Raw genomic sequence first — 13,612 nt, forward strand, 5'->3', positions numbered from 1 at the left:
AATTCAGAAACAGCGTTATCCTTTATAACCAAGTTTGGCGATATTAAACAGTATGTTAACGTGAGTTACATTGGTTAGTTTGGGCCAAGGTATGGTTGTTCAGGAGGAACACATGGAGCAAGTTCAACTCAAATTCAATTCTTCTATTTTTAAGCAAATCCTGATTAAAGATATGCTCGCACGAGGGATTCCGATTGCATTGTTATTTCAAGTACTGTCCCATTTTATGTATCACCGTGGTTTGCTCGATGGCATTGGAATATCACTGATAGTGTTTATGTTGGCTTCAGGACTTTCTGGTTTTTTTAAATGGAAGATGAAGGTCAACAAAGTAAAGGCTCAGAGAAAATAAGGCGTCTTTTTTAAATCTCTAACCCTGTAATTACACCAATTTGACGTAAACGGCTACAGATGCAGCGTATCAGTCAACTCATTGTTAATAATACTTTTGGTGCTAGCATTCCAATCTATCAATGTTAATGTATTGCCTATCGTATAAAGAACAAATCGTGAAACTGGCAAAGTTTCAATGTAGGAGAATAGAGTGCGTAAACAATTACTTTTGATCGCTGTACTTAGCGCAATAGGAACCACTGCTGCAACTGCCGCTCCATGCCAGCAAGGTCAGCCATGTCAGACTCAACCTGCTCAGCAGCAAAAAGCGCAGCCAAATCACAGTCAACCAGGCAATGGTCATGCGAACAAAGCAACACCAAAGAGCAATGCGGGACATAAAGTAACACATCAGCCAAAAGCTAAGCATCATGCTGCTAAGAAGGTGGCGCATGCTAAACCTAAAGGCCCTCATCATCCATACCAAGTTCGTGCTAACGCATTGAATGTACGTGCGAATCCTCGTCCTGGTGCACCAATTATCGGCCATCTAAAACGTGGAGAACATGTCCAGGTGTTAAAAGTGGCAAACGGTTGGGCAGAAATCTACTTCGATGGTCATTATCAATGGGTGAGCGCTAACTTTATTGTTAAGCTGCCTTAGATTCTTCGTGCAAACAAACCGTAATACTGGCAGAACGTAAGGTTCTGTCTTTTTTATACTCAAGTAACCTTATAATGCTGTTTCAGCGCCAACGTATTTGCTCTGAATCTTGTATCTTGAGAACATTTGGGGGACATGCGCTGAATATTAATCAGGGCGCGGTAGTAAATTACGGTTTTGCCCAACGACATCATAGATCACATCGACCAGTGTTTGAGCTGCTTTTGAGAGCGGACGACTTTTGGAGACCATCAAACCAATATCGCGAAAGAGTCTTTCTTTTATTGGGATTAGGCACACATCATTGCGTTCGAACATTAATTTTAGTGAAGAGGGTAAAACACTGACCCCCAAATCACACGCTACCATGCCAAGTATTGTTGATTGATACACAGCGGTTTGGACCGGCTCCATCATGACATCCGTCATTGCGAACCCTCTTTCCATTAACATACGCATACTGGTTCCTCCTTGCATGGCAATAAAAGGGGATTGAACGATTTGTTGCCAGCTCACTTCCTTGCTCTCTGCTAGTGGATGGCGGGGTGAGCAGACAAAATAGAGGTAATCTTTATAAATGGGCGTAAAATTGATGTCTTCGATTGGTCTCGGCAGAGCGCTTATACCAAAGTCAATATCACCATTTGCCACTTGCTTATAAATCGGCTCGTCGCTTTCTTCAATGTATTCGAGAGTGATCAACGGGAATTTTTGTTGAAATTCGGCCATCGCCGCTGGAATTAAGCTGGCGCCAACGGTTAATAATGCCGCAAAACTGACGCGTCCAGTTTGTCCGTCAGCAAGATTGTGCATATCTCTTAACGCACTATTTAGGCGATTTATGGTGCGCTCTGCAGCAGGAAGAAATGTCGCTCCAGCTTCAGTTAACACCACTTTACGCGTTGTACGCGCAAATAACTTTATTCTAAGCGTATGTTCTAATTGCCTAATTTGGCTGCTAAGTGAAGGTTGGGTGAGGTGAAGCTTCTCCGCTGCTTCAGTAAAACTTTCTAATTCAGCGACTTTTAAAAACGCTTCTAACTGCCGAGATGAAATATTCATAAAGTTTTTCTATTAATCCATAGTGTATTCAAATTTATCCTATCAATAAAACTGTTTATTATCGAACGACATTTTTGAAAAACTGCACGGAAGAAAAATATGCTCAAGCAAGTTATGGAATTACATGAACTACTGGATATGCCATCAGCAAGTGGTGCCGTGGTTAAAGATTATCTTTGCGAGCAAGGTGCCAGTGAAGATCAGATCACCATCAATTGCCTGACTTCAGATAAAGGTGCCAGTGATTTTATCAAGATTCTGATTCCTGGTTCTAACGGTAAATCGAAAGGTGGCAATGCACCGACATTAGGCATTATTGGCCGTTTGGGTGGAATTGGCGCTCGTCCTGACATTACCGGTTTTGTTTCAGATGGCGATGGTGCGCTGTCTGCTATGGCGGCTGCGGCTAAGTTAGTTCGTATGGCGTCATATGGCGATACTCTGCCGGGGGATGTGATTGTAACAACCCATATCTGTCCAGATGCCCCAACGCGAGAGCACTACCCAGTACCATTTATGGACTCTCCGATTACCATGGAAGATACATGGGAACACGAAGTGGATGCTGATATGGATGCTATTTTGTCCATTGATACCACTAAAGGCAATCGCATCATGAACTACCGTGGTATTGCAATTTCTCCGACGGTTTGCCAAGGCTATATTCTTAAAGTGAGTGAAAGTGTGGTCAATGTGGTTGAGCGAGTCACAGGTCAAATGGCCAATGTATTTGCACTAAGCCAGCAAGACATCACTCCATATGGTAATACGCTTTACCATCTTAACAGCATTCTGCAACCATCGGTTGCGACTGATAAACCAGTTATTGGTGTCGCACTGTCTACTGCTGTTGCTGTTGCCGGATGTGCGACAGGCGCTAGTCATGAAGTCGATATTGAGCAAGCTGCTCGCCTTGCGGTCGAAGTTGCAAAAGATTTGGGTCAGGGAATTTGCCAATTTGTTGATCAAGCAGAGTTTGACGCCATTCAATCTCGTTATGGTTCTAACGTTCATTTCCAAACTCCGGGTAAGGAAGCGTGATGAGTAAGCAATCCACGTTAGCGATTGTTACGATTGGTCAAGCACCTAGACTTGATTTGCATGCAGACCTTGCAGTTTTACTCGGGAGTAACGTGAAAGTACTCGAATTTGGTGCTTTAGATGGCTTCACTCTAGAACAAATTAATACTCAATACCCTACAGCAACAAAGCGCGATATCTTGGTATCGCGCATGCAAGATGGTCGCCAAGTTCAGATCAGTGAACAGGATTTGGAACCGTTACTAGAACAAGCCGTGCACAAGGCAGAAGCCGCAAAACCTGATGCGATTCTGGTTTTATGCACTGGGGATTTACCTGAGTTTAATGATGTTCAAGTTCCAGTATTGTCGCCGAAAAAGATCGTGGAACACTTCTTCGCTGGTATTAGCAATGCAGTGACACTGATCGTGATGTCTCCTGATGCCGCGCAGATGGAAAATACACATCAACGTTGGTTAGGTAATGGTTTTGATGTTCAATGTTTAAGTGGCTCTCCGTATCTTAATGATGGTGGACGAGAACACGCTGCGCAACAAGCAAAAGAGTTACAAGGTAACTTGATTTATCTCGATTGTATGGGTTATCAGCTAGCACAACGAGATGACATTGCTCATATAGCGGGTAAATCCGTAATTACCCCAAGAGAAATTATTTTTAATACCGTTCGATTGTTACTTAAGTAGAAGCAGTCGAACCCAAGGAATCTACAAATAAGGATTGTTATGAACCATCAAGTCAGCCCTGATAAACAGGGAGGGCCACCTGCGGCTCATCCAAAATTTTTTATGCCATCACAACTGATTTTTAATGTTGTGATTGCCGTTCTTGGTGCGATTATCGGCATGGAGCTGATAACTCGTGTGGGGATTACCCCGAATACCTCGATTATCGGTGCATTGATAGCGATTTTGCTATCTTATCTACCATTAAAAGCGTTTCGTCGTTTAAAATCGTTAGAAAGTCAGACATTAGTACAAACCTCTATTTCTGGTGCGACCTTTTCTGCAGCGAATGGTTTGTTACTGCCACTCGCGATCCCTTATCTAATGGGTGAAAATGGCATGTTAACGCCGATGTTAATTGGCGCAGCATTGGCTGTGATCACTGATGCTTCGATTCTGTACTTCTCGTTTGATAGTAAATTGTTTAGTGCTCGCGGTGCTTGGCCTCCAGGATTTGCTACCGCAGAAGCTTTAAAAGCAGCCGCGACCAAAGGTAAAAATACCGTTTTATTAATTGTCGGTATGGTAGGTGGTGCCGTTGGTAAAAGCTTTGGTATCCCAATGGATATGTTGGGTATCACTTGGATTTCTAATGCATTTGCTCTTGGTGCGTTAGGTGTGGGTCTATTACTACGCGGGTATTCAACTCAACTATTTGGTTTTGACATTAGCACCCAATATATCCCTCATGGAATCATGATTGGTGCGGGTTTAGTTGCATTGATTCAAATCATCATGCTGATTCGTCGTGACGAACATGCTCAAGACAGTGCCGATCACTCTCAAGCAAAAGAAGAATCAGTAAAACAGCAACGTCCAACTCGCTCTGCTTTGCAAATGAAAGTCGCGATGGTGAGTGGCTTTACGATGTATCTAATTATTACCTTAATTCTTGCATTATCGACCGGTGTTTATGCTGACATGGGCATTGGTATGCTAATCGGCTGGTTAGTTTTTGCCGCCGTTGCAGCCATGGCTTCAGAGTTAATTGTTGGTATTGCCGCTATGCATTCAGGTTGGTTCCCATCATTTGCTACGGGTCTTATTTTCCTCGTTGTCGGTATGTTGTTAGGTTTTCCTAAAGAGGCATTGGGTGTGTTGGTTGCCTTTACCGTCGCGACTGGCCCTGCGTTTGCTGATATGGCGTATGACCTAAAAACAGGTTGGATTATCCGTGGTGAGAGTAAAGATGTTGCATACGAAATTGAAGGTCGCCGCCAACAATACTTTGCGGAAATGTTCAGTTTCGGCATCGCTATTCTAGTGGTAGGATTTGCTTATCAACACTACTTTAATCAAGACCTTGTCCCACCTGTGGCTCGTGTTTATGTCGCGACAATCAATGCGGGGGCGGATCACCATGTTGCAATGCTACTTGCTATATGGGCAGTGGTTGGCGCGTTTGTTCAATTGGTAGGTGGTATTTCTAAACAAATAGGTGTATTGCTCGCTACCGGGCTATTGATCGTATCTCCGCTTGCAGGTGTGATGATCTTTGTTGGTCTGCTGATTCGTTTCTTTGTGATTAAACGTTATGGCGATGAAGGAATGAAACAGCTGTATATTCTGGGCGCTGGTGCGATTTCTGGTTCTGCGATTTACAGCTTCTTCTCATCGACATTGAAGCTAGGATCAAAGCACTAACTTATACCCAAATGACCTCAAGATGCAGGATTCAGAGCTTCATCAACGAGCCTAGGTCAAGCTCAATCACGGCAGGAATGGTAATTCCCTTTCAACGTGATTGAGCGCAGAAATAGGTTTGTTGATGAGCTCCCAAAGGGCGAGTTTTATTCGCTCCCAGGCTGTGTTACTGATTTTTAACGTAGAATGACTATGTCTTCAAATCAGTGCCTTGCCTATGAGCGAATACATTCTCGCTGAAACAGCATCTTGAGGTTACTTGGGTATATTAATCAGATAGCCATTGCCAATGGCTATCTGTTGTTTGCGTTTTTAATTTGAAGGTAATCATATGAATTTACTGTTGTGTAGTAGTTCTGGGTTTAAAAACAGTGACTATTTGTCACATACCAAACCGATGATGGAACAATTTTTTGCCGGTTTTAATGCTCCAGTAACTGAAGCGATATTTGTTCCTTATGCTGGAGTCACTCGCAGTTACGATGAATATCTAGCGCGTGTTGCTCCGCACTTTTCTGCGTTAGGTATTAAATTAGTTGGTTTGCATCAAACCACGGACCCCAAGCAAGCGCTGGATAATGCTCAGATGATCATTGTTGGTGGAGGCAATACCTTTGCTTTACTCAGTCGTCTTCAGCAGCAAGGTTTAGTGTCGGTGATTCAAAATAAAGTTCGCCAGGGCACGCCATATATTGGCTGGAGTGCGGGCTCTAACCTATCAGGGACGAGCATTTCAACAACCAATGATATGCCGATTGTTCAGCCAGAAACCTTTAGTGCACTTTGTTTGGTGCCATTTTTAATCAACCCGCACTTTATTAGTGGTCAAATTCCCGGTCATAATGGCGAAAGTCGTGAGCAGCGCCTAGCTGAATTTATGGTCATGAATCCGAAGGATAAAGTTGTCGCATTGGTTGAAGGTAGCGCGTTGTTAGTTAAAGGTGACTGCATGACTCTAATTGGAGCAGGTGCAGGTCATGTCTTCCTTGGTGGGGAGCAAACCGATCTTCCTCTGGGTGAATGTAGCGAATTGCTTAAGGGCTAAATATGATTAAGCGCATTGGTGTGATTCGAGTCTTGTCAGGAAAAGACCAAGCATTTCTCGATATGCACCAAAATATCATGGACGGTATTGCGATTAACAAACAGTGGCAAACCCGTTCAATATGGGATCAACCGGAAGGTATTCATGATCCCGAAACGTTCCAACTTGCATTGCCGAAGATTGTACAGTTGGGCCAAGAGTGGCAACACGAGTTAGATCTGCTGGTGGTAAGTTGTGCGGCTGATCCCGGTGTCACAGAACTCAAAGCGACATTATCAATTCCTGTTTACGGAGCAGGGGAGTCTTGTTGTTGGGCCGCACGTGAAGTGGGTGATTGTATCGGCATCTTAGGTATCGAACCTGAAGAGCCTGATGTGTTTAAGCGTGAGCTCGCAGACTGCACGACCATATATCGGCGCCCACATAACGTGCACTGTACTCACGACATTATGACGGCAGATGGTCAGCAAGCCATTATTGACGCAGCACTCGAATGCCAAGCGCTCGGTGCTAAAGTTATCGCCTTAGCATGTACTGGAATGGCTACGGTTGATATTGCTTCTGTACTCGCCCCCCATTTAGCACTGCCTGTCATCAATCCTGTCATTGCACTCGCTGAGCGCATTGCTCGTGTCTAAATTAGTGATTTAATTACACCCAAGTAACCTCAAGATGTTGTTTTAACGAAAATGTATTCGCTCTGAATCTTGCATCTTGAGGTCATTTGCGTATCCGACGCTTTGTCTTATTTATTTGTCTCAAAATTACAACCGGAATTGAAAATTGTTCTATTTTTGATGAAGCGACTGGGTAATTCTTGTTTTTGAGACGTTTTTGCAGCGAAATTTCGTGTAATGTTCCTCGCCTCAAATCATTTCAAGGTATTGATATATCGAATATTGATACCATTCGGATTAGGATTGCTTAATCAATGGTTAGTCAACCTAACGTTTGATCGAATTATCTGGCACATCATTGATGTGTTAACAAGGGCTCAGACTGTGATGGTCTCGTTACGTCTAGAGCGCAGGAAGCTATTTTTGTGAATATCTTTTACATTTCTAATATAGCAAACATTATCAATGTGATTGGTAGCAGTGTGATTGCTTGTTTCTTTTTATCCCAAGTGAGCCACAATTTATCGGGTATTCACAAACAAGCAGCCAATCGGTTTGTCGCCGCGTTTCTTTTGTTGGGGTTGGCGTATTTTTCTTACAGTTTGCGTCAGTGGGGATTCATCAGTCTTTCGGTTTTTTTCAACAATGCGTTCTACATGTTGGCGGCTTATCTCTTCTTAATCGGTATTGCTATTTGGTATCAGTATTCTGTTCGTATCTGTCACTATCTTTTGATATTTAGCCATGCACTCATATTTGCGACACTGCAACTTTGGCTCGTTAACCATGAGCCTAGCAGCACGCTATTACGCATTCATTTTTGTTCTGGTTCGTTAGCATTGATTTTCTTTAGTGCGTTTTTCTTGGGGTTAAAAAAGCGCAAGATTAACCGTAGCGGAGAGCTTTTGCTTTGTATTTCCATGTTGATTTGTGGTTGGGCAGTTCTTGGGCCGACACTTATCTTAGTGTTTTCGCATAACTTGCAAATCTATATGTTATCCGTGGTTGGGCTGCAAATTTTAGCGAGTGATTTTTTGCTCGGTGCATTAATGTCGCTATTTTTATTCGATCAGATTAACTGGCATTATAAACGTTCCATGCATGATGAATTGACTGGTTTGTACAACCGCCGCTATTTTCGTGAAAAATTGCCTAGCTATATAGATGAAACAGGGCTTGATGGGGTGATTGCCATGTTTGATATTGACCACTTTAAACATGTGAATGATAGCTATGGTCATGATATGGGCGATCAGGTCATGAAGAAGGTAGCGGATGTGTTGTGCCAATATGTGCCACTTAATGGCATGATTGCGCGTTATGGTGGTGAAGAATTTATCTGGTATGCACCATGGCCAACATTAACTATCGCTTATGACCAGCTTGACGTGTTACGTGAGGCAATTTCACATTTGGAGTTTCAGTCAGGAACAGAAACATTCAAGATTTCTGTCTCGGTTGGTTGTGCGCGTTTACTGGCTCAATCCGACCCCTTAGAAGCCATAAAATGCGCCGATAACGCGCTTTATAAAGCAAAAATTTCGGGTCGTAACCAAGTGATTACGACTAAAAGTATCAGTGCCCAAGGCCTGCAACACCGACCTGCTTAACTGCGAAAGAATAAAAAAGAGTGACGGTAATTCAAATTCATCACTCTTCAAAGTTTAGCTCGCCGCGGTCAATTGCTCTTCAATCTTTTCATAATGCTCTAGAGCCAAATCAAAGTCATAGTTATCAACCGCTTTGACTAAAGGCTGAATAAGATATTCGTAATCAGACCCACGTAACTTGGTATTGAGCGTTTCTAACGCATCTGTTGCGTCGGTATCAAACTCTTCAAGCAATGTTTTGACTTGGGCAAATTCTTCACGTAGCTGTTGCGTATCGAGTTGCGCTGCGGATTCTGGTGATGGCTTATCTTCGTTTTCTGATACATCGTCAAGCACTGCGAGGTGGTCGATCAAATCTTGTACCTGATGCTGAACGGTATTGATCTGGACATCAAGATCGAGATTTTTGTTGGTACCTGAGCACTTAAATTCCAGTTCACGGGCCACTTTCTCTATTGATTTAGCACCGATCGTGCCACATACCCCTTTAAGAGTGTGGGCCCAACGAATGGATGATTCATCACTTGGGTCTAGGCGAATCATCGCTAAAGCATCATCTAATTCCGTTGCATAAGTCTCTCTAAAGCGACGCAAAATTTTTAGATAAAGTTTTTCATTATGTTGTACATTGGTCAGGCCAATTTGAGTATCAATCCCCGGAATAGTTGGGATGTTGATTGCATCCGCAGTTGAGCGATAGCTATCTTCAACAACGCGGCTGTGATCTTGGCCTTGATGGAGTAACCATTTGGTTAGCGTCATAAATAACGTTGTAATATCGATCGGTTTGGCAATATGGTCGTTCATTCCAGCTTCGATGACTTTTTCTCTATCGCCTGCCATTGCATTGGCTGTCATTGCAATGATAGGGAGGTCGGCCCACTGGGCTTCTTGGCGAATAGCCCGCGTAGCGGAGTAACCATCCATCACAGGCATCTGACAATCCATTAATACCCCATCGAATTCGTTAATGCGTAGACTTTCGATCGCTTCCTGACCATTGTTAGCCACATCCACATCAAGTCCATTGGATGAGAGAATATCGAGCGCTAATTCTTGGTTAATCAGATTATCTTCGACTAATAGCACACGCATACCGCGCAGGGCACTGATATAAGAGGTCAATTTCCCATCGACTAAATCACTACGTCTTTGGGTGACTACTTCGTATCCCATGGATGTCATGATAGTGTCGAGCATGGCCGATGGCATGACTGGCTTAACTAAAAAGGAGGAAATGTCCGTCCCTTCAGCAGCTTTTTTCGCTTCTTCTCGCCCATAAGCAGTAATCATTATGACGGTTGGGGCATTAGGTATATTGTGCATACGTTGAATGGCCCGCGCGGTCTCGATACCATCTAACCCAGGCATTTTCCAGTCCAGTATCACGAGATCATAAGGCTGTAATTGCGCTGCCAATTCAAGTAATAAAATGGCTTCTTCACCATCGGCCGCAACATGGGGTGAAATGCCAAAACTCACGAGCTGGTGGGCCAAAATTTCGCGTGATGTGTCATTATCATCAACGATTAATACGTTGAGATGGCTGAGCGGCGTATCGAGTTCACTAGAATGTTTGGCGGCATTTGCCTGTTTGGCTAGTGTCAGTGAAAAATGGAAGGTACTGACGGAGCCGTACTCACTTTCAACCCAGATATGTCCACCCATACGCTTAATTAAGTTGCGGGAGATAACGAGACCAAGCCCAGTGCCCCCGAAACGACGAGTGGTGGAGTTATCCGCTTGGGTAAATGATTGGAACAGTCTCGACTGTTGCTCTTCTGTTAGGCCAATCCCGGTATCCTTAACGCTAAAATGTAATTCAGCGTCTTGGTCGGTTTCATTTAGTACTTCCAAGCCGACAATCACATCACCACCAGGGTCAGTAAACTTAATGGCATTGGTGGTAAAGTTGGTTAGTACTTGCGACAGACGTAATTGGTCACCAATCAATTCCTTTGGATACAAGCGAGGGAAGTCAAACATGAACTCCAACGCTTTCTCATCCGCTTTTAAGCCAACCAAGTTGGTGATGTGGTCAATCACATCATCAAGATTGAACGGAGCATTTTCGATTTCCAGTTTACCAGCTTCGATTTTCGAAAAGTCCAGAATATCGTTAATGATCCCCAACAACGACTCAGCGGAATGGTGCACTTTTTCCACGTAATTACGCTGTTTGTGATTAAGTTCAGTTTGAAGTGCCAAGTTTGACATCCCGATGATCGCATTCATTGGTGTACGAATTTCGTGCGACATATTGGCTAAAAAGTCAGATTTTGCCTTAGTGGCTTGTTCAGCGGTTTCTTTCGCTTCCAAAAGCTCTTGCTGCATTTCACGCCGTTCCGTGACATCAGAGATGCTGCCGACCAATCTGAGTGGGTCGCCATTGTCGTCACGTTTGACAATGTTGCCGCGGTCTTCCACCCAAAAAATCTGTCGATCTGGACGAACCATGCGATAGACGCAGTGATAGGGGATATCAAAATCAAGCGTTTCTTGAACGCGTTTCAATACGTAATCGCGATCCTCTGGATGAATGAAATCAATAAAGACCTCTAAGTTGTGCTGCATGTAAGAATTATCACGACCAAGCAAATGACAGAATCGTTGGTTGTGAGTCACTGAATCGTTTGTTATATCCCAGTCCCAGATACCTTCTCCGGTGGCTTCTAGGGCATAGGTCAAACGCTCTTCGTTGTACTTGAGCTGACTTTCCATTACCTTACGTTGCGTAATGTCGGTAGCGATCACCGCCAACGCATAAACGTCACCTTCTTCGTCGAGCAGTGGCACTTTCGTCGTATAGTAACTGTGCAGTGTTCCATCATGGTGAGTTAAGGCTTCTTCATAAGAGATTAACTGTTTGGTGCTAATAGCTTGATCATCATGCAATTGAACGTAGTCGATCAATTCTGGTGGAAGAAAATCGGATTCAGCGGTACCAAGGATCTCGCTGGACGATTTACCCGACAGTAATTCAAATGCACGGTTAACAACCAAATATTGGCCATGAATGTCTTTAAGTAACACAATGCTTTGGGTGTTATCAATAATGGCACGCAGTTGATTTTGTTGGCGAATAATATCGGCTTGCTGTGCTTTGCGCTCGCTGACATCATCGAATGAAGCGATCACATAATCGGGTTCCCCGCGCTCAGTAGTGACTAATGCGACGGTTACATTTGCCCAAATGATATGGCCCAGTTTGTGATAAAAGCGTTTTTCCATGGTATAGAATGGAATTTCACCTTTGAGTAATTGGTCAAATAACTGCAACTCAATCACAAGGTCGTCAGGGTGCGTCATATCGTGAAACGTCATCTGACACAACGCTTGTTCGCTATACCCCATTATCTGTTCTAAGCGTTGGTTAACACGGGTAAGTTGTCCGTCAATTGTGACATGGGTTAACCCAATAGCGGCGCTATCAAAGGTATTATTTAATACAAATTGACTCTGTTTTAATTCCTGTTCAGTGTGAACACGCTTAGTGATGTCATGCAGTGATGCCAGTAAAATTTGACGACCATTAATATCGAGTGGTCGTAGGCTAATTTCTACGTAACAGGTTTTGCCACTGACCAGAGCAAAATCCCACTCAAATCGAATCGCTTCACCATTTGGGTTCCGTGAGGGGTTATGACACACCAGAGATAAAAAGTTATCAAGACGCTCAAGCCGAACTGGATGATCAGGCGAGTCGAGTAATTCCTGTTTTGAATTAAGTTCGAATAGACGTAAGCTCGCTTGGTTACCATCAATGATTTTGTTGTTTTCCAGTAGAATATAAGGGACAGCAGAAAATTCAAAAAGTGACTGAAAACGTTGCGCGCTTTGCACCATTTGCTGCTCAGCCGCCAGTTTTTCTTGGTTTAGAATGTGCTGCTTAGTGATATCGTTGGATGACACCGTAAAGTGGGTGACATGGCCTTGTTCGTTTGTGATTGGACTGACAATGACTGATTCCCAAGTTTGACTATTATCGGTTGAGGTGTGTTCAAATTCACCTTCCCAGACCAAGCCTTGATGAATGGTTGCCCAAAGGTTATGGAAGCGTTCTGGACGCATATGGTTGGGAGATAAAATCGGTGCAGTACTACCGATAGCTTCTGCTTGAGTTAAGTTATGTTGGTCAAGAAACGTGGGGTTGGCATATTCAATCAGACCTGAACGATCGGTAATCACCGTAGAAGTGGGGCTTTGCTCTAACACTTTGGACAATTTAGCCAGCTCTTGTTCACGTTGTTTTAGCTTACGCGTGAATTGGTAAAATTGTTCGAGTAGTGGCCCAACCATGCTGGTATTGAGTAACACACCGACAATGACAACGATCAGACCTACCAGCAAAGACAATAAACCCGCTTTTACAAAAGGTTTGCGAATATCACTAAGATCGACTTTAGCGACAATACCCACGTTCAACTCTGGTACATAACCGTATGCGGCTAACGTACTGTGCCCATTGTAATCTTGCGTGGTCATTACACCGGATTGACCGGAAAGTGCGAGGCTCATAGGGTTATTTAAAAAGGATTGTTTGCCTGCATCCGGATATGGTTGAAACTCTGCGGTTTGATTATTATTCGAGGATAAGAATACCACTGAATGATTGCGTTTTTCCCCCAGTAATAACTCACCTGAACCGCTTAGACTACTATAGTCACTAAAACTTTCTTTTATTTGTTGTAAAGCATGACTACGTGTCAACTGATATTTTTCTTGTGTTTGATTTTTATTATTAGTATCAGAGTTTACAAACGACCGAATTAATCTAACTTGTGACGAAATGATGTCTGATAATTCACTTTTTTTTGAGTCAATATTAATTCTATACAATAAATAGAAACCAGAAATAATAACCGTCACAATAC

General features: G+C 43.3%; 10 protein-coding genes. 8 read left to right on the top strand and 2 right to left on the bottom strand.

Going from position 1 to position 13,612, the window contains the following annotated elements:
* Nucleotides 1–112: 112 nt before the first annotated feature.
* Nucleotides 113–352, top strand: coding sequence for a hypothetical protein (locus tag F9817_RS07080; protein WP_161154254.1), 240 nt, complete (start codon nt 113–115; stop codon nt 350–352).
* 192 nt (nt 353–544) lie between these two features.
* Entirely contained in the window at nt 545–997 is a 453-nt protein-coding gene (locus F9817_RS24375) for an SH3 domain-containing protein (protein WP_161154255.1), read from the top strand.
* 147 nt (nt 998–1,144) lie between these two features.
* Here the strand turns inward: F9817_RS24375 and F9817_RS07090 are convergent, their stop codons facing one another.
* The gene (locus tag F9817_RS07090; RefSeq protein WP_161154256.1) at nt 1,145–2,059 is read right to left on the bottom strand and encodes a LysR family transcriptional regulator; all 915 of its coding nucleotides are present in this window, start codon (nt 2,057–2,059) and stop codon (nt 1,145–1,147) included.
* A gap of 99 nt (nt 2,060–2,158) precedes the next feature.
* On the opposite strand from F9817_RS07090, the gene F9817_RS07095 reads away from it, so the two are divergent.
* The 6 genes from F9817_RS07095 to F9817_RS24380 all read left to right on the top strand — a co-directional run bounded on the left by F9817_RS07095 (nt 2,159) and on the right by F9817_RS24380 (nt 8,738).
* Nucleotides 2,159–3,100: a DUF1177 domain-containing protein gene (locus F9817_RS07095; protein ID WP_161154257.1), complete on the top strand. Its 942-nt coding sequence runs from the start codon at nt 2,159–2,161 to the stop codon at nt 3,098–3,100.
* Nucleotides 3,100–3,783, top strand: coding sequence for an AroM family protein (locus F9817_RS07100; RefSeq protein WP_161154258.1), 684 nt, complete (start codon nt 3,100–3,102; stop codon nt 3,781–3,783). The genes F9817_RS07095 and F9817_RS07100 overlap by 1 nt, the downstream gene beginning before the upstream one ends.
* A 39-nt stretch (nt 3,784–3,822) precedes the next feature.
* The gene (locus tag F9817_RS07105) at nt 3,823–5,466 is read left to right on the top strand and encodes an OPT/YSL family transporter (protein WP_202436372.1); all 1,644 of its coding nucleotides are present in this window, start codon (nt 3,823–3,825) and stop codon (nt 5,464–5,466) included.
* 331 nt (nt 5,467–5,797) lie between these two features.
* Nucleotides 5,798–6,511 (top strand): dipeptidase PepE, encoded by a 714-nt coding sequence (gene pepE, locus F9817_RS07110; RefSeq protein ID WP_161154259.1) that lies wholly within the window; start codon nt 5,798–5,800, stop codon nt 6,509–6,511.
* 2 nt (nt 6,512–6,513) lie between these two features.
* Nucleotides 6,514–7,149: an aspartate/glutamate racemase family protein gene (locus F9817_RS07115; protein ID WP_161154260.1), complete on the top strand. Its 636-nt coding sequence runs from the start codon at nt 6,514–6,516 to the stop codon at nt 7,147–7,149.
* Between the two features lie 404 nt (nt 7,150–7,553).
* Nucleotides 7,554–8,738 carry a diguanylate cyclase gene (locus F9817_RS24380; protein ID WP_161154261.1) on the top strand — a complete coding sequence of 395 codons (1,185 nt, stop codon included), beginning with the start codon at nt 7,554–7,556 and terminating at the stop codon, nt 8,736–8,738.
* 54 nt (nt 8,739–8,792) lie between these two features.
* On the opposite strand, the gene F9817_RS07125 is transcribed toward F9817_RS24380, so the two are convergent.
* Nucleotides 8,793–13,448: a PAS domain S-box protein gene (locus tag F9817_RS07125; protein WP_161154262.1), complete on the bottom strand. Its 4,656-nt coding sequence runs from the start codon at nt 13,446–13,448 to the stop codon at nt 8,793–8,795.
* Nucleotides 13,449–13,612 lie beyond the last annotated feature (164 nt).

Origin of the sequence: Vibrio eleionomae, from assembly GCF_009874545.1 — a bacterium.
Taxonomy (GTDB): Bacteria; Pseudomonadota; Gammaproteobacteria; order Enterobacterales; family Vibrionaceae; genus Vibrio; species Vibrio nitrifigilis.

Bases quoted from the DNA above. Each gene is read 5' to 3' on its own strand.
- F9817_RS07080 (WP_161154254.1), top strand. From the start codon at position 113: ATGGAGCAAGTTCAACTCAAATTCAATTCTTCTATTTTTAAGCAAATC.
- F9817_RS07090 (WP_161154256.1), bottom strand. From the start codon at position 2,059: ATGAATATTTCATCTCGGCAGTTAGAAGCGTTTTTAAAAGTCGCTGAA.
- F9817_RS07095 (WP_161154257.1), top strand. From the start codon at position 2,159: ATGCTCAAGCAAGTTATGGAATTACATGAACTACTGGATATGCCATCA.
- F9817_RS07100 (WP_161154258.1), top strand. From the start codon at position 3,100: ATGAGTAAGCAATCCACGTTAGCGATTGTTACGATTGGTCAAGCACCT.
- F9817_RS07105 (WP_202436372.1), top strand. From the start codon at position 3,823: ATGAACCATCAAGTCAGCCCTGATAAACAGGGAGGGCCACCTGCGGCT.
- pepE (WP_161154259.1), top strand. From the start codon at position 5,798: ATGAATTTACTGTTGTGTAGTAGTTCTGGGTTTAAAAACAGTGACTAT.
- F9817_RS07115 (WP_161154260.1), top strand. From the start codon at position 6,514: ATGATTAAGCGCATTGGTGTGATTCGAGTCTTGTCAGGAAAAGACCAA.